General features: G+C 70.1%; 21 protein-coding genes. 6 read left to right on the plus strand and 15 right to left on the minus strand.

The window, feature by feature from the left end; all coding sequences use genetic code 11:
* Nucleotides 1–1,112 precede the first annotated feature (1,112 nt).
* The gene (locus Aco03nite_RS53005) at nt 1,113–1,616 is read left to right on the plus strand and encodes a lytic murein transglycosylase (RefSeq protein ID WP_239145259.1); all 504 of its coding nucleotides are present in this window, start codon (nt 1,113–1,115) and stop codon (nt 1,614–1,616) included.
* 109 nt (nt 1,617–1,725) lie between these two features.
* Nucleotides 1,726–2,742: a GNAT family N-acetyltransferase gene (locus Aco03nite_RS18770; RefSeq protein WP_203796668.1), complete on the plus strand. Its 1,017-nt coding sequence runs from the start codon at nt 1,726–1,728 to the stop codon at nt 2,740–2,742.
* 206 nt (nt 2,743–2,948) lie between these two features.
* Here Aco03nite_RS18770 and hemB read toward each other — a convergent pair whose 3' ends face one another.
* From hemB to Aco03nite_RS18810, 8 genes are all read right to left on the minus strand, one after another.
* The gene (hemB, locus tag Aco03nite_RS18775) at nt 2,949–3,938 is read right to left on the minus strand and encodes a porphobilinogen synthase (protein ID WP_203796669.1); all 990 of its coding nucleotides are present in this window, start codon (nt 3,936–3,938) and stop codon (nt 2,949–2,951) included.
* A gap of 54 nt (nt 3,939–3,992) precedes the next feature.
* Nucleotides 3,993–5,579, minus strand: coding sequence for a bifunctional uroporphyrinogen-III C-methyltransferase/uroporphyrinogen-III synthase (locus Aco03nite_RS18780; RefSeq protein ID WP_203796670.1), 1,587 nt, complete (start codon nt 5,577–5,579; stop codon nt 3,993–3,995).
* A complete protein-coding gene (hemC, locus tag Aco03nite_RS18785; protein WP_203796671.1) occupies nt 5,576–6,505 on the minus strand; it encodes a hydroxymethylbilane synthase in 930 nt (309 codons plus the stop codon). Before hemC ends, Aco03nite_RS18780 begins: the two co-directional genes overlap by 4 nt.
* Nucleotides 6,502–7,797 (minus strand): glutamyl-tRNA reductase, encoded by a 1,296-nt coding sequence (locus Aco03nite_RS18790; RefSeq protein WP_203796672.1) that lies wholly within the window; start codon nt 7,795–7,797, stop codon nt 6,502–6,504. Before Aco03nite_RS18790 ends, hemC begins: the two co-directional genes overlap by 4 nt.
* A complete protein-coding gene (locus Aco03nite_RS18795) occupies nt 7,794–8,546 on the minus strand; it encodes a redox-sensing transcriptional repressor Rex (protein WP_203796673.1) in 753 nt (250 codons plus the stop codon). The genes Aco03nite_RS18790 and Aco03nite_RS18795 overlap by 4 nt, the downstream gene beginning before the upstream one ends.
* Before the next feature lie 231 nt (nt 8,547–8,777).
* Nucleotides 8,778–9,419: an HAD family hydrolase gene (locus tag Aco03nite_RS18800; RefSeq protein WP_203796674.1), complete on the minus strand. Its 642-nt coding sequence runs from the start codon at nt 9,417–9,419 to the stop codon at nt 8,778–8,780.
* Nucleotides 9,420–9,428: 9 nt separating this feature from the next.
* On the minus strand, nt 9,429–9,674 hold the full coding sequence (locus Aco03nite_RS18805; RefSeq protein ID WP_203796675.1) for a glutaredoxin family protein: 246 nt from the start codon (nt 9,672–9,674) through the stop codon (nt 9,429–9,431).
* The gene (locus tag Aco03nite_RS18810; RefSeq protein WP_203796676.1) at nt 9,671–11,122 is read right to left on the minus strand and encodes an AMP-binding protein; all 1,452 of its coding nucleotides are present in this window, start codon (nt 11,120–11,122) and stop codon (nt 9,671–9,673) included. The genes Aco03nite_RS18805 and Aco03nite_RS18810 overlap by 4 nt, the downstream gene beginning before the upstream one ends.
* Before the next feature lie 420 nt (nt 11,123–11,542).
* On the opposite strand from Aco03nite_RS18810, the gene Aco03nite_RS18815 reads away from it, so the two are divergent.
* Together Aco03nite_RS18815 and Aco03nite_RS18820 are read left to right on the plus strand one after the other, a co-directional pair.
* Nucleotides 11,543–12,499, plus strand: coding sequence for an ECF subfamily RNA polymerase sigma factor, BldN family (locus Aco03nite_RS18815; protein WP_203796677.1), 957 nt, complete (start codon nt 11,543–11,545; stop codon nt 12,497–12,499).
* 175 nt (nt 12,500–12,674) lie between these two features.
* A complete protein-coding gene (locus tag Aco03nite_RS18820) occupies nt 12,675–13,850 on the plus strand; it encodes a DUF5667 domain-containing protein (RefSeq protein ID WP_239145260.1) in 1,176 nt (391 codons plus the stop codon).
* A gap of 158 nt (nt 13,851–14,008) precedes the next feature.
* Here the strand turns inward: Aco03nite_RS18820 and Aco03nite_RS18825 are convergent, their stop codons facing one another.
* The 5 genes from Aco03nite_RS18825 to Aco03nite_RS18845 form a co-directional block, all read right to left on the minus strand.
* The gene (locus Aco03nite_RS18825) at nt 14,009–15,007 is read right to left on the minus strand and encodes a lysophospholipid acyltransferase family protein (RefSeq protein ID WP_203796679.1); all 999 of its coding nucleotides are present in this window, start codon (nt 15,005–15,007) and stop codon (nt 14,009–14,011) included.
* A gap of 63 nt (nt 15,008–15,070) precedes the next feature.
* Nucleotides 15,071–16,117: an NAD-dependent epimerase/dehydratase family protein gene (locus Aco03nite_RS18830; protein WP_203796680.1), complete on the minus strand. Its 1,047-nt coding sequence runs from the start codon at nt 16,115–16,117 to the stop codon at nt 15,071–15,073.
* Nucleotides 16,118–16,155: 38 nt separating this feature from the next.
* Nucleotides 16,156–16,257, minus strand: coding sequence for a 30S ribosomal protein bS22 (locus Aco03nite_RS18835; RefSeq protein WP_007465623.1), 102 nt, complete (start codon nt 16,255–16,257; stop codon nt 16,156–16,158).
* A 170-nt stretch (nt 16,258–16,427) separates the two neighbouring features.
* Nucleotides 16,428–16,640, minus strand: a complete 213-nt coding sequence (locus Aco03nite_RS18840; protein ID WP_092552121.1) for a helix-turn-helix domain-containing protein — start codon at nt 16,638–16,640, stop codon at nt 16,428–16,430.
* A gap of 181 nt (nt 16,641–16,821) precedes the next feature.
* On the minus strand, nt 16,822–17,742 hold the full coding sequence (locus Aco03nite_RS18845; protein WP_203796681.1) for a proline dehydrogenase family protein: 921 nt from the start codon (nt 17,740–17,742) through the stop codon (nt 16,822–16,824).
* 122 nt (nt 17,743–17,864) lie between these two features.
* On the opposite strand from Aco03nite_RS18845, the gene Aco03nite_RS18850 reads away from it, so the two are divergent.
* Nucleotides 17,865–18,404, plus strand: coding sequence for a CGNR zinc finger domain-containing protein (locus tag Aco03nite_RS18850; RefSeq protein ID WP_203796682.1), 540 nt, complete (start codon nt 17,865–17,867; stop codon nt 18,402–18,404).
* On the opposite strand, the gene Aco03nite_RS18855 is transcribed toward Aco03nite_RS18850, so the two are convergent.
* The gene (locus Aco03nite_RS18855) at nt 18,391–19,200 is read right to left on the minus strand and encodes a sugar phosphate isomerase/epimerase family protein (RefSeq protein WP_203796683.1); all 810 of its coding nucleotides are present in this window, start codon (nt 19,198–19,200) and stop codon (nt 18,391–18,393) included. The genes Aco03nite_RS18850 and Aco03nite_RS18855 overlap by 14 nt on opposite strands.
* Before the next feature lie 85 nt (nt 19,201–19,285).
* Here Aco03nite_RS18855 and Aco03nite_RS18860 point away from each other — a divergent pair, with 85 nt between their 5' ends.
* The gene (locus Aco03nite_RS18860; protein WP_203796684.1) at nt 19,286–20,080 is read left to right on the plus strand and encodes a DUF3109 family protein; all 795 of its coding nucleotides are present in this window, start codon (nt 19,286–19,288) and stop codon (nt 20,078–20,080) included.
* Between the two features lie 91 nt (nt 20,081–20,171).
* On the opposite strand, the gene Aco03nite_RS18865 is transcribed toward Aco03nite_RS18860, so the two are convergent.
* Nucleotides 20,172–20,855: a response regulator gene (locus Aco03nite_RS18865; protein WP_045740134.1), complete on the minus strand. Its 684-nt coding sequence runs from the start codon at nt 20,853–20,855 to the stop codon at nt 20,172–20,174.
* Nucleotides 20,856–20,869: the final 14 nt, after the last annotated feature.

The raw sequence follows: 20,869 nt of genomic DNA on the forward strand, positions 1-20,869 counted from the left end.
CTGGCGAGCCGGGCAAGGCTGGCGAGCCGGGCAAGGCTGGCGAGCCGGGCGAAGACGCTCGGTCCGGCTCGGGGAGTGCGCTTGGGAAGGATCTGAGCAGCATCCCCGGACGGGGCTCGGGAGGTTCGCCGGAGACCGGTTCTGGAGGCGCATCAGGAAAGACCTCGGCGGGCGCGGCTCAGACATCTGCCGGAACCGGACCGCTTCGGGCCGCGGCACCCGATATCAGCGGAAGCGTCTCGGGCAAGGTGGGCAGTACAAGCGAGGCAAAACCGGCGTCGAATGCCGGGAACAGCGCGTCGGATGCGGGAGCGGCAGGGACACCTGGACCAGCTGGTGCAACGGCAGGCTCGACCGGAACAGCGGCAGATTCGACCGGGGGAGCTGCGGGCGGAGTAGATCCGGGCGGCAAAGCCTCCGGCACGGCTACTCGGAGCAAGACGGACCAGACGACCGCCGGGAGCACCGCAGCGGGGGCAACCGCCGGGAGCGCCACAACCGGGACGACCGCCGGGACCGTCGGCGCAACCGGGACGGCCGCTGGGACCGTCGGCGCAACCGGGACGGCTGCTGGGAGCGGCGCGGCGGGGACGGCTGGCGGGAGCACCGCAGCTGCAGCGGCTGCTGGGGGCGGGGCGCGGAAGCGGCGGGTTCGGGTTTGGGGTGCTTTGGGGTGGGCTGGGCGTGGGGTTTCGCGCTGGGCTCGGGGGCCTGCGGGGCGGGTGGTGGTTCCTGGGGTTCTGGTGGCCGGGCTTGTTGCCACTGCTGTCACCTCGGGGGCCTACCTGGTGCCCAAAGCTCTGGAAGCCGCGCCTGCTCCCAGCGTCACTCCGCCGTTCGGGCAAGGGCCGGGGGCGGAGAACGGCGGGCAGTCGGGGCTGCCTGGGCTGGAGTCGGGGGGTGGGCTGCCGGGGGGTGGGAATGTGCCCAGCTATCCGGTTCCGGGTACGGGGGTTCCCGGCGCGGGGCTTCCGGGGGCGGGACTGCCTGGGGTGGGAGTTTCGGGGCTTCCCGGGCTCACTCCACCGACCGTCGCCAATGTTCGGCCTGCTGATTCGCTTGCCGGGTGGGCTGAGCAGGTTGGCACCAAGGTCGGGATTCCGGTTGTCGCCGTGCAGGCCTATGGGTATGCGGAGCTCGTCGCGGCTCAGACCACCCCGGCCTGCCGGCTCAGCTGGACCACGCTGGCGGCCATCGGGGAGGTCGAGTCGGCGCACGGGAGTTTCAACGGGGCCGTTCTGCGGGCCGACGGCGTTTCCGAACCCACCATCTACGGGCTCCCGCTCGACGGTAAGGGTGGGCGGCAGCTGGTTGCGGACACCGATCGGGGGGTGCTGGACGCGGACACCACCTTCGACCGGGCGATCGGGCCCATGCAGTTCATCCCGTCGATCTGGTCGGCGCATGCGATCGACGCGGACCGGGACGGGGTGGCGAATCCGAACGACATCGACGACGCGGCGCTGACCGCTGCGGTGTTCCTGTGCAAGGGCGGGCGGGACATGTCGCGGGCGGATTCGTGGTGGGAGGCGATCCTGGCGTACAACGCGATCCAGCCGCGAGCGCAGAAAGTGTTCGCCACGGCCGACGACTACGGGCGCCGCAGCCAGGCTTGATCACGATGCGGTAAAGAGATCGGCGATCTTCGTGACGCTTCGTGATCGCCTCCGTACTTTTGCGTGGCCAGCACTTCCCTCTAGGTCGTACAAACGGCACGATGTACGAGTGAGGGTGCGTGAATGGGATCCCCGCTCCGCGTCCGCGGCCGAGGTCGACTCGCTCGTGGAGACGGTGAACGCGGTCCTGGCGGCCGACCTCCCGGATGATCCACCCTGGCGGGACGTGCAGGTCAGGGAGTATCTGGCCGAGACCATGCCTGGTGAACGGCGAATCACCTGGGTTGCCGAGGACGATCGGCTCCCCGAGGGTGCGAGCAAGATCTTCGCGCACGTGAACATCCTGCTGCTCGGCGACATCGGCGTGCTGGAAGTGCTGGTGCGGCCCGAGTTGCGACGCCGTGGCCTGGGCCGGCAGCTGGTCGCGATGGCGGTCCGGCGCGCCTATCTGGAGGGTTTCTCGTCGATCGGCGTGGAGGCGATCGGTGGCACCCCGGCCATCCCGTTCTACGAGTCGCTGGGCTTCGAGCGGGAGTATGTGGAGACTCGCAGCGTCCTGAGTCTGGACTCGGTGGACTGGCTGTCGCTGGGCGGCATGGCCAGCGGGATCAGTTCCGGCTACCGGGTCGAGTACCACCCGGGTGGCCCGCCGGATCATCTGCTGGCGGCGTACGCGCAGGCCAAGGCCGAGGCGCAGCGGGACGACGACGATCTGGATCTGGCGCCGCGCTCGTCGGATCCGGAGCGGCTGCGCGAGTCGTTGGAGACTCTGCACCGGCGTGGGCTGAAGCCGTACATCGTGCTCGCCATCCACGAGGCGTCCGGTGAGGTGGCCGGGCTGACCGAGGTGGTGGTGCCGGCGCAGCATCCGGAGCGGGCCGACCAGTACGACACAATCGTGGTCCGGGAGCATCGTGGCTACGGCATCGACCGGGCGATCAAGGCGCGGATGCTCTTCGAGTTGCGGGCCGCCGAGCCGTCGGTGCGCCAGGTGCAGACGTGGAACGCGCAGTTCAACGAGTCGATGCTGAAGGTCAACGCCGAGCTGGGCTACCAGTCCGACCGGGACTGGTTCGAGTACATCGCCGACGTGACCCAGCTGGTGCAGCGCTTCGAACTGGGCTGACCGAGAAGCTGAAAAGACCGAGAAGCTGAAAAGACCGAGAAGCCGAAAAGGACCGGGAAAGCTGGACTGGTTAGACCGCGACCACCGCATATGGCCCGGCGGTCGCGGGGAGACCGCGGCCCCTCACCTGCCTCGCGTGTCGCCACGTGAGGTGTGGTTCGGCGAAGGAGCCGCCGGTTCGTACCCGCGCAGGAAGATCTTGATTTTTAGTACCGGTCGCGAAGAAGGACCGCGACCTCGGTCGCCCAGTAGGTGAGGGTGATCTGGGAGCCGGCCCGTTTGAGCGCGGTCAGCGATTCGAGGATGGCGCGTTCCCGGTCGATCCAGCCGTTGGCGGCGGCGGCCTCGACCATCGCGTACTCGCCGGAGACCTGGTACGCGGCGACCGGCACGTTCACCCGGTCGCGAATCGCGGAGATGATGTCCAGGTAGGGTAGGCCCGGCTTGACCATGACGATGTCGGCGCCCTCGGCGACGTCCAGTTCGACCTCGCGCAGTGCTTCCCGGGCGTTGGCCGGATCCTGCTGGTACTGGCGGCGGTCGCCGTCCAGCGACGATTCGACGGCGTCCCGGAACGGGCCGAAGAAGGCGCTGGCGTACTTCGCCGAGTAGGCCAGGATCGAGATGTCCTGGTGACCGGCCCCGTCGAGGGCCTTGCGGACCACGCCGATCTGGCCGTCCATCATCCCGGACGGGCCGACCATGTGGGCGCCCGCCTCGACCTGCGCGATCGCCATGTCCGCGTAGATCACCAGGGTGGCGTCGTTGTCGACGGAACCGTCAGCGGCGAGCACACCGCAGTGGCCGTGCGAGGTGAACTCGTCCAGGCACAGGTCGCTCATGATGACCGTGTTGTCGCCCACCTCGGCCCGCAGGTCGCGGAGGCCGACGTTGAGGATGCCGTCCGGGTCGAGGCCGGCCGAACCGGTGGCGTCCTTGTTGGCGTCCTCGGGCACACCGAACAGCATCAGGCCACCGACACCGGCCGCCACCGCCTCGGCCGCCGCCTTACGCAGCGAGTCCCGGGTGTGCTGGAGGACGCCGGGCATCGACTTGATGGGTTTCGGCTCGGCCAGGCCCTCCTTCAGGAAGAGGGGCAGGACCAGCTCGGACGGGGCGAGGCGGTTCTCCTCGACCAGGCGGCGGATGGCCGGGGTGCGACGCAGCCGGCGCGGACGGATGTCGGGGAAGGACATCGAAGCTCCCTCAAAAAAGATGGGCCGGCTACCAAAGCCGGCCCATCAAACAAATCAGCGGAAACGGAGAGCCGTCGGCCCCTGCACCTTGGAACCGCGGCGCTGCTTGGCCGGCATCGCGGCCAGCTTCTCGCGGAGTTCGAGGGCGTACTCGGCGAGCGCCTCGACCAGGTCCGGCACCGACGCGTTCTGCGGCTGGGTGTCGACACGCAGGCCGAACTCGACGGCGGTCTCGGCGGTCTTCGGGCCGATCACCGCGACGACCGTGCGGGCGTGCGGCTTGCCGGCGATGCCGACCAGGTTGCGGACCGTGGAGGACGAGGTGAAGAGCACCGCGTCGAACCCGCCCGACTTGATGGCGTCGCGGATCTCGGCGGGCGGCGGGGCGGCGCGGACCGTGCGGTACGCGGTCACGTCGTCGACCTCCCAGCCACGCTCGATCAGCCCGGCCGCGAGAGTCTCGGTCGCGATGTCGGCACGCGGCAGCAGGACCCGGCCGACCGGGTCGAGGATCTCGTCGTGCGGCGAGAACTCGGCGAGAAGGCCGTCGGAGGACTGCTCACCGGCCGGGATCAGCTCCGGCTGGATGCCGAACGCGCGGACCGCGTCGGCGGTGGCCTCGCCGATGCAGGCGATCTTCACGCCACCGAAGTGCCGGGCGTCCAGACCGTGCTCGCCGAACTTCTCCCAGACCGCGCGGACCGCGTTGACCGAGGTGAAGATGACCCACGCGTACCGGCCGTCGACCAGGCCCTTGACGGCCCGCTCCATCTGCGCCGGGGTGCGCGGCGGCTCGACCGCGATGGTCGGCACCTCGCACGGGATCGCGCCGTAGGCACGCAGCCGGGCGCTCATCGCGCCGGCCTGCTCCTTGGTCCGCGGGACGAGGACCTTCCAGCCGTACAGCGGGCGGTTCTCCCACCAGCTGAGGCTGTCGCGCTCGGCGACCTCGGTGCCGACGGTCAGCACGACCCGGCCGGTGAAGCCGAGCGCCGCCGCGACGAAGCTGTCCACCGTCGAGGTGGTGGTGTACTGCGTCTCACCGGTGCCGTCGCCGGTCACCGCGACCGGGACACCCGGCTCGACACCGGCGGCGAGCAGCCCGTCCCGGACGGCGGCGAGGTCACCGGCGTCCACGGCCACCGCGAAGGAGCCCTTCTGGGCCGCCCCGGCGAGCGCGTCGAAGTCCAGGGTGGTGACGTCGTCGACGTCGGCGGAGATGCGGACGCCGGGCAGCGGCACACCGGCGTAGGCGGCGACGCCCTCGGCCTGACCGATGCCGGGGATGACCTCGAAGTGCACGGCGGTACGAGCGACCGCCTGCACCTCCTTGACCACCGAGTCGTGGCCGAACGGGTCACCGGCCACCAGGTGCACGGCGGACAGGCCGGACTTGGCGGCGGAGAGCAGCACCTTGGCGACGTCGCCGGGGGCGCCTTCGGCCGGGCTGAACTGGGTGTCCTCCTTGGCGTCCGCTCGGATCGCGCTGAGGAGGGAGTCGGGCACGCCGCGGTCGTAGACCACCTGGTCGGCATCGGTCAGCGCCGCGTATGCGCGGCGGGTCAGCAGCTCCGGGTCGCCGGGTCCGGCGCCGATGAACGCGATGCGTCCGGCTGGCTTACGGGCGGTGCGGGTGGTCATTCTGTGCTCCCCATCAGGGTATCGGCTCCGGCGTCGAGGAGATCGATGGCGAGTGCCTTACCGATCTCCGCCGCGCCGGCGGGCGTTCCGGTGCGCGACAGTCGGACGGCTCGGACACCATCCGGGCTGATCACGGCACCGCGCAGGTAGATCTCGTCACCGTCGTCGCCTTCGGCGATTTCGGCGTGTGCCGCGACCGGGGCGGAGCACCCGGCCTCGAGCGTGGCCAGCATCGACCGCTCCGCCGTGACGGCGAAGCGGGTCGGTGCGTGATCGAGAACGGACAGCAGCTCGATCAGGTCGATGTCGTCGGCCCGGCACTCCACCGCCAGCGCGCCCTGAGCCGGGGCGGGCAGCATGAGCATCGGGTCGAGCGTCTCGGTGATCTCCGTCGACCGGCCGAGACGTGCCACACCGGCCCGGGCGAGAACGACGGCGTCGAGGTCCGCGTCGGGTCCGTGAACCCGGGCAATGCGTGAGTCGACGTTCCCCCGAATCGGCGTGACCTGCAACTCTAGGCCCAAAGCCAGCAGTTGCGCGATACGGCGCACCGCTCCGGTCCCGATCCGGGAGCCGGGTGGGAGCTCCGCCAGGGTCAGTCCGTCCCGGGCGATCAGGGCGTCCCGGGGGTCCTCGCGGACCGGGGTCGCGGCGATGTGCAGCCGTGGATGGTAGGCGGTCGGCAGGTCCTTGAAGGAGTGCACGGCGAAGTCGATCTCACCGGCCAGCAGGGCGTCACGCAGCGCCGACACGAAGACACCGACACCCAGCTGGGCGATCGGCGCCGACGAACGGTCACCGGGGGTGACGACCCGGACCAGCTCGACCGGACGGCCGGTGGCGGCGGTCAGCGCGTCGGCGACCATCGTCGACTGGGTGAGCGCGAGCTTGCTGCCTCGGGTGCCGAGACGCAGGGGGGCGGTCACGGTTTGCCTCCGATCTCCGGGACGGCGTTCGCCTGGGTGGCCAGCGGGACGTCGAGGTCGAACAGTTCGCGGAGCAGGGCGGCGTACTGATCGCCACCGGGCTCGGCGGCCAGCTGACGGACCCGCACGGTAGGCGAGTGCAGCAACTGCTGGACGACCCGGTGCAGGGTACGGGAAACGTCGCCGCGCTGCTCATCGGTGAATTCCGGCCGGCGGGACATCAGCTTGCGCATCTCGGCGGACACCACCTCCTCGGCCCGGGTCCGCAGCGCCGCCACGGTGGGCGCGATCTCGGCGCCCCGCATCCAGCCGAGGAAGGAGTCCACCTCGCCGGTGACGATCTGCTCGACGGCCGCGGTCTCGGCCGCCGCCGGGCCGGTGCGCCGGCTCTTTGCCAGGCTGTCGATGTCGATGACGACCACACCGGGCAGGTCGGTGGCGTCCGGCGCCACGTCCCGGGGGACGGCCAGGTCGAGGACGACCAGCTTCTTCGTGAGTTTCGCCAGACGGTCGCGGGTCAGCACCGGCTCGGTGGAGGCGGTGGCGGACACCACGATGTCGACCTCGGACAGCACCCGGTCCAGGTCCTCGAACGGGACCGAGGTGGCGCCGTACAGCTCGGCGAGACGGTCGGCCCGCTGCTGGCTGCGGTTGGTGATCCGGATGGGGCCGACACCGTTACGGGTCAGCGTCGCCACCGACAGCGACCCCATCGCGCCGGCCCCGATGATCAGGGCGGGACGGCCGGTCAGGTCGCCACCGAGGTGCTCGGCGGCCACGTCCAGGGCGGCCGTGACGACACTCTGCCCGGCCTTGTCGATGCCGGTCTCGGCGTGCGCCCGCTTGCCGACACGCAGCGTCTGCTGCATCAGCTCGTGCAGCAGACGGCCGGCCGAGTCGGCCTCGGTGGCCTGGTGGTACGCGTCCCGCAGCTGGCCGAGGATCTGCGCCTCGCCGATGACCATCGAGTCCAGGCCGGACGACAGCCGGAACGAGTGCCGGACCGCGGCCTCGCCGTAGTGCACGTACAGATGGCCGGCCAGCTCGGTGGCCGGGATGCCGGAGTGCTCGGCGAGCACGTTGCAGATGTCGCCGAGGCCGCCGTGGAAACCGCTGACCGCGGCGAACACCTCGACCCGGTTGCAGGTGGAGACGACGACCGCCTCACCCACGTACGGCTGGGCGACCAGGTGCTGGAGCAGCTCGGGAACGGACGACTCGGGAATGGTGAGGCGCTCGAGGACCGAGAGTTCCGCGGTCCGGTACGAGGCGCCGATGCTGAGGAGGTTCACGAACCGACCGCCTCCTGCTCGCCACCGGCCGCCGGAGCGGATCGGCCACCGCCGCCCGGCAGTGCGGTCAGAGACGCCTTGCGGTGCTCGTGGAACGAAAGGATCTGCAGCTCGATGGCGAGATCCACCTTGCGGACGTCGACGTTGGCCGGCACCGAAAGAACCCCCGGGGCGAAGTTGAGAATGCTCGTCACGCCAGCGGCGACCAGCGCGTCGGCGACCGGCTGTGCGGTGCCGGGCGGGGTCGCGATGACTCCGATCGCGATGGACTCCTCCGCCGCGATCCGCTGGAGATCGTCGATGTGCTGCACGATCAGGCCGTTTATCTCCTCGCCGACCTTGCGCGCGTCGGCGTCGAAGAGCGCCACCACCCGGAAGCCACGGCTGGCGAACCCGGCGTAACCGGCCAGGGCGTGCCCCAGGTTACCGACGCCGACGAGGCAGACCGCCCGGTTCTTGTCGAGGCCCAGGATGTACTCGATCTGGTGGACGAGCAGGGCCACGTCGTAGCCGACACCACGGGTGCCGTACGAACCGAGGTGGGAGAGGTCCTTGCGGAGCTTGGCCGAGTTGACCCCGGCGGCGGCCGCCAGACCCTCGCTCGACACCGTCTCCGCGCCGGTCTCGGCGAGGTGGTGAAGGGCGCGCAGGTACTCCGGAAGTCGCGCGATGGTCGCCTCCGGGAGATCCGGGAAGGCCGGGACGCCATCGGCTTCACCGGGCGTGCTTCCGTGACGCTGCTGACTCATCTGACTCCGTGCCGACGAGGCGAACCTGCGGTGAGCCCTGTCTGTGGATACCGGTGAAACCCTCATCGGGTGGCTGTGGTAGCGGGGCTCGTCGGAGTCACAGAGTAGGCGCTTGTGAAGGCGTGCACAAATCGCGATCTTGTCGGGACAATTGGACAAGATCGACCCAGCTGTGTTAGTCGGGCCGACCTGTCGAGTATTACCGGTGTGATGCCACCAGGGCCACCTGGCTCAGAGTGACATGGCCATCTTCACCGCATCCACCAGCGTGTCGGCCACCGGACGCCCGGATTCACGCAACCGTGCGGGATCGGTGAAACCACCCGTGTAGAGCACCACCGCGGCCCCCACCGACTCGGCCGCCTCGGCGTCGTCGATCGAGTCGCCGATCAGCACCGCGTCCGGTCCGGCCACCCCCAGCTCGGCCAGGTGCAGCTTCAGGTGACCGGCCTTGTAACCGCCGCCCAGCTCCACCTTCAGGCCGTCGATGCGGGTGAAGCTGCCGGTCAGGCCGTAGCCCTCGACCGCCGGGACCAGCTCGTGGTGGAACCACATGGAGAGCAGCGACTGGCTGCCGGTCCAGCTCTGGATCGCGGCCTGCGCGTCGGCGGCCAGCGAGACGTCGGTCAGCCCGAGGCGGTACGCGTCGTGGAAGATCCGGTCCAGCCTGCCGAACTCCTCCGCCTCGACGGCCCGGCCGAGCATCTCGGCGTAGAAGTCGGCGACCGGGCGGCGGAAGGCCCGGCGGTGCTCGTCGGCGCCGACGTCCCGGCCACCGACCGAGGCGAAGGCGGTGTTGGTCGACGACACGACCAGGTGGAGATCGTCGAGAAGGGTTCCGTTCCAGTCCCAGACCAGGTGTTCAGCTGTCACCCGGAGAATTTACAGCCGGGGCTCACCCGGTTGTCGAGCCAAATCCCGCAACAGGCGGTCCTCCTCGATCCGCCAGTAACCGTGCTCCGCGCCGTCCAGCAGCAGCACCGGAACCCGGTCGCCGTAGTCGCGTTCCAGCTCGATCGACGAGTCCACGTCGATCTTCGTCCACTGGCCGGGCGCGATCCGGTCCAGCGTCTGTTCGGCCACCTCGCACAGGTGGCAGCCGTCACGGCTGATCAGAGTCAGTCTCACAGGTCCCTCTTGCGAATCTTGCCGATCGGGGTACGGGGCAACTCTGCCACGATCTCCACGGTGGGCAGTTTGAACCGGGCCAGCCGGACCGCGCAGTGCGCCTGCAACTCGGTCGGGCCGGGGGACGGATCGTCGAGCACCGTCACGTAGGCGTGCGGCCGCCGGCCGGTCTCCCGGTCCGGCACCCCGACCACGGCGACCCCGGTCACCCGGGGATGCGCGATCAGCACCCGCTCGATCTCGGCCGGGTAGACGTTGAAGCCGTTGACCAGGATCAACTCGCCGATCCGATCGACCAGCACCAGGTCGCCGTCGCCGTCGGCCCAGGCGATGTCCCCGGTCGGCCACCAGCCCCCGGCGTCCGGGCCGTCCCGCCCGTCCGGCCAGTAGCCGCCGAACACGTTGGGGCCGCGGACCACGATCTCCCCCGGGTCGGTGCCCGCCGACTCCGCGACCTCGAGATCCTCGTCGACCGACGCGGTGCCGTCCCGCCACAACACCGATCCCGCGGCGGTACGCAGGACCAGCTCGACCCCGGGCAACGGCCGCCCGATCGAACCGCTCTTGTCCCGGTGGCTGACGGCCGTGGTGGTCAGCACCGGGGCGGTCTCGGTCAGCCCGTACCCGATCAGGATCGCCCGTCCGGTCAGAGCCCGGAATCGGGCGGCCACCCGCTCGTCCAGCGGCGCCGCGCCGCAGACCGCGGTGCGCACACCGGCGAGGGCCTCGGCGGCGTTCGCGCGCGCGAGCCAGGCCTGGTACATCCCGGGTACGCCGACGGTGACGGTGATCCGGTGCCGGGTGATCAGCTCCAGCGAGCTGGCCGGATCGAAACGCTCGGTCAGCACCCCGGTCGCGGCGTGGTGCACCACGCTGCCCAGCCCGGTGTTCAGCCCGTAGGCGTGGAAGAACGGCACCGCCAGCAGCACCACGTCGTCCGGGCCGATCACCGCGGGCTCGATGCGGTCGAGCTGGTCGTGGTTGGCGGCGAGGGCGGCGTGGGTGAGCATCGCGCCCTTCGGCCGGCCGCTGGTGCCGGAGGTGTAGAGCAGGACCGCGAGATCCTCATTCGCCGGTACGCCCGGCGCACCCGCGCCGGATTCCGGGATCTCCTCGGTCCCGTCCACCACCAGGGTCGCGCCGGAGTCGGTGAGCAGGTGGTCCCGCTCGTCAGCGGTGTATCCGGGATTGACCGGCACCGCCACCCGCCCGGCCCGCAGCACACCGAACCAGGCCACCGCGAACTCGACGGTGTTGCCCAGCACGAGGGCGACCCGGTCGCCGGGGCCGGTGCGCGACGCGATCCAGCCGGCCGCCGCGGTCACCCGGGTGTCCAGTTCCGACCAGGTGACGACGAGGTCGCCGGCGATCAGCGCCTGTCGATCGGGCCGGCGGGCGGCGGCCTCGGCGACCGGATCGCGGGCGGGTTCACGGGTCGGTTCCGCCACGTCGTCCACTCCTCCACGTCGTACGACGGCCCGAGTCTGGCACAGACGGGCCGTGGCTAGGGACGGCGGACAACCGGTCCGTCCCTTTAGCCCGTTCTTCGGCAAAAGTGACCTTGACGCCGCTTGCCGTTTTGGACGGGATACACGGCTTTGCGCTCAGCGCACACGGTGTGCGACTCCGCGTGTCCGAAGTCGGCAATACTTCCGCTCTGTGTAACGGAATACACACCAACGGGTGAGGCCGACCGGCTGTTTCGCGGTCGTCCCGCCCATTTTGTTGTAAATGAGAGCTTTTATCGGTAGTGACCACCCTCATCCCGAGGAGGCCGCTGTGCCCTACCAAGCACGGAATCGAAGTGAATCCACGTCTGGCGGGACGGATTCGCTGTCGTCGAAGGCCCGCCGGGTTGAGGAGGCGCAGTGACTCATGTGTACGCCGAGGACCCGTACCGACGCGGTGTCCTCGCGGCCCGGAACGTACTCACCGAGGGGTTGAACACACTGCGAGAGTCCGTTGACGGCGCGATCGTGAACGCGATCCGGGGCGACAGTCCCAAGCAGACCGGCAGCCGTCGTACCCCGAACAGTCCCCCCGCCGTGGCCTCGCCGCACAACGGCAACGGCAGGTTCGGGGGTGGCCGGCCCGTCGCGCCCCGGCCCCCGGCCCAGCCCGCGCCGGGTCAGCGATCCACCGCCGCGGAGAACGAGACGATCCCCGGCGACCACACCGTGGTGCTGCCGACCCAGAGCAAGACCGGCCCGCCCACCGAGACCGAGCCGCCCAAGCACCCGGCCCGCCCCGACCGGGGCGATCCCGCCGCCGAGGTGTGGGCGCTGGTCGAACGGGCCCAGGCCGGCGAGGCGGAGGCCTTCGGCCTGATCTACGACCGGTACGTGGACACGGTGTTCCGCTTCGTCTACTTCCGGGTCGGCAACCGCCAGCTCGCCGAGGACCTGACGTCGGACACCTTCCTGCGCGCCCTCAAGCGGATCGGCAGCTTCACCTGGCAGGGCCGGGACCTGGGCGCCTGGCTGGTGACGATCGCCCGGAACCTGGTCGCCGACCACTTCAAGTCCGGCCGCTACCGCCTCGAGGTGACCACCGGTGACGTGCTGGACGCCGACCGCGAGGACCGGGGGCCGGAGGGCAGCCCGGAATCCGCGGTGGTCGACCACATCACCAACGTCGCCCTGCTCACCGCGGTCAAGCAGCTCAACCCGGAACAGCAGGAGTGCATCGTGCTCCGCTTCCTCCAGGGCTTCTCGGTCGCCGAGACCGCGCAGACCATGGGCAAGAACGAGGGAGCCATCAAAGCTCTGCAATACCGCGCGGTCAGAGCGCTGAACCGGCTCCTGCCGGACGGATTCCAATCTTGATCGGGGGATCCCAGTTGTCGATCTCCGATACCCGATGGAACCTCCGGTCACCCGTAACCGTGACCGCGTGTCGCGCGTTTGTCCGGTTGCGACCCGAAGCCGTGTCCAGCGGACCGGGCGCCGACGCCGTCCGCCAGGCCGGCGAGACAGTCACGAGCGAGGGGAGGTGCCCACGGTGACGTTCGCGTTCCCGAACTCCCGGAGTGCCGAGCGCTTCGCGGAATCGATCGACGACACCGGTGGCCCGCGCCGGCACCACAGCCGTGGTCCGGCCGACGAGGAGCTGAACCGGCTGGTCGCCATCGGTAACCGGCTCTCGGCGGCCCGCATCGCCACACCGGTGGACTCCGAGTTCCGCGTCGGCCTGCGCGCCATGCTGGTCGCCACGGCCGAACGGGACGGCATCGGGCGGACCGACGCCGAGACCGAACCCGATCCGATCGCCGCGGCCGAGGCCCACCGGCCCCGCCTGGGCCGCCGGATCCGGGCTCGCGGGGCGATCATCATCGGTGTCGCCGCCGGGGCGATGGCCGTCTCCGGGATCTCCGCGGCCAGCGAGAGCGCCTTCCCCGGAGACGTCTTCTACGGCGTCAAACGGCAGACCGAACGGGCTCAGCTGGCGATCGCCGGCTCGGACGTGACCCGGGGGCAGCTGTCCCTGGACTTCGCCCGGACCCGGCTCTCCGAAGCCGTCGCCATGAAGGGCGGCGAACGTGAGTTCGCCCTGGTCCTGGACGACATGGACGCCGACACCCGCAAGGGCGTCCGGCTGCTCACCACGTCGGCCGTGGCCCAGCAGGACACCACGCCGCTGGCCACGCTGGACGGTTTCGCCATCGACCAGCGCAAGGTCATGCACCCGGCGCTGGAGAAGCTCTCCACCGCGAACCGGGAACGGGCCGCGGTCTCCCTCGGGCTGCTCCAGGACGTGGTCAAGCGCACCGAATCGCTGCGCACCGGGCTGGCCTGCGACAAGGTCACTCCGGCCGGGTCGGACGCGCTCGGGCCGAAGCTGCGGGACTGCACCGCCGCCGAGGAACCGGACTCCGGCGCCCAGCAGACCTCGGCACCGCAGCAGCACAGCGACCCGGACCGCACCGGCACGAAGCAGAGCGGTCAGACCGGCGGTGACACGCCCCGGCAGAACCGGTCCGGATCCTCCGCGGAACCGGAGACGTCCGGGTCCGGATCGGCGACGCCGCGCACACACCGGTCGTCCGCTCCGGCGACCGACACACCGGCCGGGACCAGCGGGGTCTCCCCGGCGCCGACCGACACGGCGAATATCACGGACTTCCCCGGCGAAGAGGAGGACGGGGTGCTGGGCGGACTGCTCAGTGACCTCTTCTGATCAGGCCCTGGACGTGGCGAGAGGCGGTGCCGGAGCTCAACACTCCGGGGCCGCCTCTCACTGTCACTATAGGACGGACGATCCGCGGCACTCCAGAAGAATGGCACTTCCAAGCCACTTCCAGGACTTTTCCGGTACGGCGGAGCTGAGCCGCGCTCTCACGGGCCGAACGGGTCCGGGCGCTTCTCCAGCAGCTCGTGCACCGTCGCCTGGACCGTCTCGCGGACCTGGTCGGCCAGGTTGTAGACCACCAGCGGGTCGTCAGCGAACTCGGTCAGGTGCGCGGTGGGGATCGGCGGGCAGAACTCGATCAGCCACTTGCTCGGCAGCGGGACCAGGCCCAACGGCCCCAGCCAGGGGAACGTCGGCGTGATCGGGAAGTACGGAACCCCGAGCAGCCGGGCCAGCGGTTTCACGTCGGCCAGGATCGGATAGATCTCCTCGGCGCCGACGATCGCCACCGGGACGATCGGCGTGCCGGTCCGCAGCGCCGCCGAGACGAACCCGCCCCGGCCGAACCGCTGCAGCTTGTAACGGTCGGCGAACCGCTTCCCGATGCCCTTGAAACCCTCCGGGAAGACGCCCACCAGCTGACCGGAAGTCATCAGGCGCTCGGCGTCCGGGTTGCAGGCGACGGTGGCCCCGGCCGCGCGGGCCAGCTCGCTCATCACCGGCATCCGGAAGACCAGGTCCGCACCGAGCAGGCGCAGGTGCCGGCCGAGCGGGTGCTTGTCCCGCAGCGCGACGGTGAGCATCAGCGCGTCCAGCGCGATCGTGCCGGAGTGGTTGCCGACCACCAGGCCGCTGCCCTCGGACGGCACGTTCTCGATGCCGAACACCTCGGTCCGGAACCAGTCCCGGTAGAGCACCTTCATCACCGGGTGGAAGAACGCCTCGGAGAGTTCCCGGTCGAAACCGAACTCGTCGACCTCGTACGCACCGGCCAGGCGCCGGCGCAGGAAGGCGAGGGCGTCGGCGACCCGCTGGTCCCAGACGTCCACCTCGGGAGCGGGCTGCTCGGCGGCCGCCGGCTCCGGGGCCGCCGGTTTCTCCGGGATCGGGCGGCGGCCGTTGACCCGCTGCACTGGCGGCGGCTCGGGGAGCTGGAAGTCGGTGTGACCGGGCAACATGTCACCGCGGTACTCGTCCTGGCTCATGCCCTCACCTCGCTTCCGTCCCGCGCCGGTAACCAGTCTCTGATCCGTCCGCAACCCGCTCGCTCATGAGGCGGCCTCGCGGGCCTTGCGGATGCCGTCCAGGATCGCGGCCTCGGCCAGGGCCAGCCGGTCCGCGGTCACCGTGGAGCCCTCGGTGTGCGCCTGGATGAACTCCTCGAAGGCGGCCGCGGTGGTCCGCGGCGTGAACCCGAACTCCTCGATCAGACGGGTGGTGTCCACCACCCGTCCGTGTACGAAGAGGTCGACCTGGTCCAGCCCGATCTGCTCGACACCGAACTGGCGGAGCAGGGCGGCGCCACTGGACAGAGCCGTCTCGGGGACCGGCAGCGAGACCCGGCCGGCCCGGCGGACGGCCTGGGAGAGCATCAGCACCCCGGTGCCGGCCACGTTGAAGGTGCCCGGATGGTCCTCGGTCACCGACCGGTGCAGGATTTCGAGCGCGTCCTCGGCGTGCACGAACTGCAGCCGGGCGTCCCGGCCGATCACCGTCGGCACCACGGGCTGGGAGAAGTATCGGGTCAGCGACGTCTCGGCGGACGAGCTGATCATCGGTGCGAACCGGAGGACTGTCGCCGCGACCTCGGGGCGACGACGGCGGAACCCGCGGACGTACCCCTCGATGTCGAGGATGTCGCGGGCGAAGGCGCCACGCGGCACCGCACGGGGCTCGGTGTCCTCGGTGAAGACCCCGGGATCACGGAAGGAGGCGCCGTAGGCGGCCGTGGAGGAACGCACCACCAGTTTGCGCAGCCGGGGCGCACCCTGGGCAGCGGCGAGCACCTGCATGGTACCGATGACGTTCTGTTCCTTCATCCCGGCGCGGCCGAGTTTGGCGTCGGGCACGCTCGTCACAGCGAGGTGCACGACGGCCTCGGCGCCGAGATCGGCGATGGCCTCGGTGGCCGCCCGCGCGTCGGCCCGGATCCGCTCCACACCCTCGAGCAAACCGAGAAGGCTCGCGGGAGGGTCGTGCGGGTCCAGACCGACGACACGATCGATCCGGGGATCTGCGGCAAGACGTGCAGCGACCCGGGCGCCGAGAAAACGGCTAACCCCGGTGACCACGACAACGCTAGGCGGTGCTGTCACGTGAGATCCTCAGGCCGGGCCAGCAGCCCGGCCTTCGATCACTTGCCGAGACGGCGACGCTGGACGCGGGTCTTGCGCAGCAGCTTGCGGTGCTTCTTCTTCGCCATACGCTTGCGGCGCTTCTTGACCACGGAGCCCATACGAACTGCCTCTCGAACCAATGGATGGATCCGGCTCTTACCCCGGAGGGGAAGCCGAAAACCTGACTGAAGGGCGCCCAGGTCTGAAGGTGCCTGTGCGGCGACGGACCCGGGAACCAACCGGTCCAGCGTACCGGCACGCTCCAGTAGGACCAACAGGGGCCCGTCCGTCAGGCGCTTTGCGAGAACGCTCCGCGTAGGTACTCGTGCACCGCGTGCTCCGGCACACGGAACGAACGGCCGACCCGGACGGCGGTGAGGTCACCACCGTGCACGAGCCGGTAGACGGTCATCTTGGAGACCCGCATCAGCGAGGCCACCTCGGCCACCGTCAGGAATCGAACCTCGGAGAGCCGTTCCTCGGTCTGGGCTGGACCCGTCATCGCGCCGCACCGATCCTTTCGCTGGCACGATCGCCGCGGCCGGAGGCTCCCGGACGCCACGGGGACGACGTGCGTGTCATCAGAACGGTATCGATACTGCTGTGACCAACGCGATACGTTCCGTGAAATGCCCACAAAAAGCCAAGGACGACACGCCGGATCTGTGGCGATTTGGGCCGTTTTACTTCGTTGAGGTGACGGCGCGGGCCAGAACTCCGAGGTTCGCCGGGCGCTCGGCGAGCCGGCGCATCAGGTAGCCGTACCACTGCTCGCCGTACGGCAGATAGACCCGGACGGTGTGCCCGCTCGCGGCCAGCCGGGCCTGCTCCTCGGGACGGACCCCGTAGAGCAGCTGGAACTCGTACTCCCCGGTGGAGCGGTCGAACCAGCGGGCCCGGTCCTCGGCGATCGCGATCAGCCGCGGGTCGTGAGTGGCCACCATCGGGTAACCCTCCCCGGACATCAGGATGTTCAGACAGCGCACGAACGACTTGTCCACGTCCAGAGGCGACTGGAAGGCCACCGACTCCGGCTCCGTGTAGGCGCCCTTGCAGAGCCGCACTCGTGAACCGGCGGTGGCCAGCTCCCGGCAGTCCCCCTCGGTCCGCCGCAGATGCGCCTGCAGGGCGGCGCCGGTGGACGGGAAGTCCTTCCGCAGCTCCAGGAGAGTCTCCAGAGTGGCGTCCGTGGTGCTGTGGTCCTCGGCGTCCAGGGTCACCGTGGTGCCCGCCTCGACGGCCGCGGCACAGACGGCGCGGGCGTGCTCGTACGCCAGTTTCTCGTCGATCCGCTGACCGAGGGCCGAGAGTTTGACGCTCACCTCGACCGCCGGGGTCAGGGCGAGGTCGCGGAGCCGGCCGAGCACCGCGAGGTACTCGTCCCGGGTCGCCACCGCCTGTTCGATCGTCCGGGTGTCCCCACCCAGATGGTCGAGGCTGACGGCCAGACCGTCGTCGGCGAGATCGCGGCTGACCCGCAGCACCTCGTCGGCGCCACGGCCGGCCACGAAGCGCTGCACGATCCCCCTGCTGACAGGGGCGGACTCGACCAGTCGCTCGAGCCGGGCGGACCCGGCCGCGGCGAGAAACAGGGAACGGAGCATGCGCCGAGCGTAACCTCCGCGCCCGGCGCGGATCCTCGGGAGCGGTATCGATTCGCACGCGCCGAACTCGACCGGGTATCGCCTACGTGCCCCATCGGGTCAGGTGCGGCTACCGTTGTCGGGTGAACTTCGATGCGTACGCCCGGACGGCGATAGACCTCGTCAACGCCGGTCTGGACGATCTGGCCGGGTTGCGGGCCCTGTTCGCCGGCGACCAGGCGTGGATGCGCGATCAGGTCGCCGAGAAGGACCTGGCCGTCTTCCGCCGCGCGCAGCGCCGTCTGCGCCAGGTCTTCGAGCACGGCACGTCCGGTCAGGACGCCGACGCCGTGCAGGAACTGAACGGCCTCCTGGAGTTGTACCCGGTGCAGCCACGCATCTCCGGCCACGACGCCGGCGACTGGCACATGCACGTCACCAGCCGCGGCTCGTCGGTCAGCGCGGAGTATCTCGCCGGCGCCGCCTGGGGCCTGTCCGTCTGGCTCTGCGAGTACGGCAGCGCCCGCTTCGGCATCTGCGCCGACGAGCGGTGCGGCAACGTTTACCTGGACACCTCGTCCAACAACTGCCGGCGGTTCTGTTCGGAGCGGTGCGCGACCCGGTCGCACGTCGCCGCGCACCGGGCCCGCAAACGCGCCGCCGGGAGCCTCACCCCTGCGTGATCGCCGGGGTCGGCTCCAGATGCTTGCGCGCGAACTCCAGCGACTCCCGCAGATCCGCCTCCCGGGCCGGGCGGCTCGCCGCTTTCCGGGTGGAGACCTCCAGCGCCACCGAGCCGGTGAAACCACGCCCGGCCAGTGACCGCAGCAGCTCCGCGCACGGCTGATTACCCCGGCCGGGCACCAAGTGCTCGTCGCGGCCCTCGCCGGTGCCGTCGCCCAGGTGCACGTGCTTGAGGCCGGCGCCCATCTTGTCGGCCATCCCCAGCGCGTCGATGCGTGAGGCCGCACAGTGCGACAGATCCAGCGTGTACGCGTCGAAGCCGGTCTCGGTCGGATCCCAGCCCGGGTTGTAGGGCACCACCCAGCGGCCGGCCATCTTCACCGGGAACATGTTCTCCACGGCGAAGATCAGGTCCGGATGCCGCATCTGGACCTTGGCGAGGCCCTCGGCGAAGTTACGGGCGTAGTCGCCCTGCCATCGGAACGGCGGGTGCACCACCACCGTCGGGGCGCCGAGCGACTCGGCGAGCTGGGCGGCACGGGCCAGCCGCTCCCAGGGGTCGGAGCTCCACACCCGCTGGGTCACCAGCAGGCAGGGGGCGTGCACCGACAGGACCGGCACGTCGTAGTGGTCGGCCAGGCCCTTGAGGGCGCCGGCGTCCTGGCTGACGGCATCGGTCCACACCATGATCTCGAGGCCGTCGTAGCCGACCGTGGCCGCCATCTCGAACGCAGCCGCGGTCGGCTCCGGGAACACCGAGGAGCTGGAGAGAAGCACGGGTACGCGGGAAGTCACGCCCTCCAGCGTAGCCGCGTGTCACCGGGCCGGATATATCTGCTCTAAACGGTCACGATGCCCTGATGGGCGTACGCTGACCCGGATGAGCCGCAAGACGCCGCCCCGGGAAGTACCGCTCGACTTCCCTCGCGAATGGATCGACTTCCTCGATCCCGCCGACGATCAGCACCTGGTCCGGGCCGACCTGACCTGGCTGCTCTCCCGATGGACGTGCGTCTTCGGCTCCGCCTGCCGGGGCATCCTGCCGGGCCGGGCCGAGGACGGCTGCTGCTCGCACGGCGCGTTCTTCACCGACGCCGACGACGAGAACCGGGTCAAGGCCGCGGTCCTCAAGCTGACCCCGCTGACCTGGCAGAACCATCGGCGCGGGTTCCGGAACTGGACCGAGATGGACACCGTGGACGGGACCAAGCCCGCGCGGCGTACCGCCACCCGCTCCGCCGACGGCCCGTGCGTCTTCCACAACGACGAGGACTTCGCCGGTGGCGGCGGCTGTGCCCTGCACGCCCAGGCGCTGCGGGACGGCAAACATCCGCTGGCCTACAAGCCGGACGTCTGCTGGCAGCTGCCGGTACGCCGCGAGCAGGACTGGATCACCCGGCCGGACGGCACGAAGGTGCTGCAGTCGACGCTCACCGAGTTCGACAGGCGCGGCTGGGGGCCGGGCGGCCACGATCTGAACTGGTGGTGCACCTCGTCACCGGACGCCCACGTCGGGACCGAGCCGATGTACATCACCTACGCCCCGGAGCTGACCGAGCTGATCGGCGAGAAGGCTTACGCCAAGCTTGCCGAGCTGTGTGCCGCTCGGCTCAAGGCCGGTCTGCTCGCCGTGCACCCGGCGACCACCGCGGCTTCCACAATTCGACGAAAATGAAGACAGGGATGCCCGGGATGACCTGATCACGGGCAGGTCATCCCGGGCATCCCCATAGTCTCATGCAGGGTAGTCTCGTATCAAGTAAAGATCATGGCTCGAATTTGTAACCGAGACCCCGCACCGTGACGATGTAGCGCGGCGCGGACGGCTCCGGCTCCACCTTGGAGCGCAGCCGCTTCACGTGCACGTCCAGCGTCTTGGTGTCACCGACGTAGTCGGCGCCCCAGACCCGGTCGATCAGCTGACCCCGGGTGAGCACCCGGCCGGCGTTGCGCAGCAGCAGCTCGAGCAGCTCGAACTCCTTCAGCGGCAGCTGGACACCGGAACCGTCGACGGTCACCACATGCCGCTCCACGTCCATCCGGACCGGGCCGGCGGCCAGGGTCGGCGTGGTGACCTCGGCGGCCTCGGTGCCCTGCCGGCGGAGCACGGCACGGATCCGGGCGACCAGTTCCCGGGGGGAGTACGGCTTGGTGACGTAGTCGTCCGCACCGATCTCCAGGCCGACCACCTTGTCGATCTCGCTGTCCCGGGCGGTGACCATGATGATCGGAACCGCCGAACGCTGCCGCAACTGACGGCAGACCTCAGTGCCGGACATCTCCGGCAGCATCAGGTCGAGGAGCACGATGTCGGCACCGGTCCGGTCGAACTGCGTCAGAGCGGACGTGCCGGTCGCGGCGACCGAGACCTCGAACCCCTCCTTACGCAGCATGTACGACAGGGCGTCGGAGAACGACTCCTCGTCCTCGACCACTAGCACGCGGGCCAATGCAGTTCCTTCCG

This window comes from Actinoplanes couchii (genome assembly GCF_016862075.1).
GTDB classification, from domain to species: Bacteria; Actinomycetota; Actinomycetes; order Mycobacteriales; family Micromonosporaceae; genus Actinoplanes; species Actinoplanes couchii.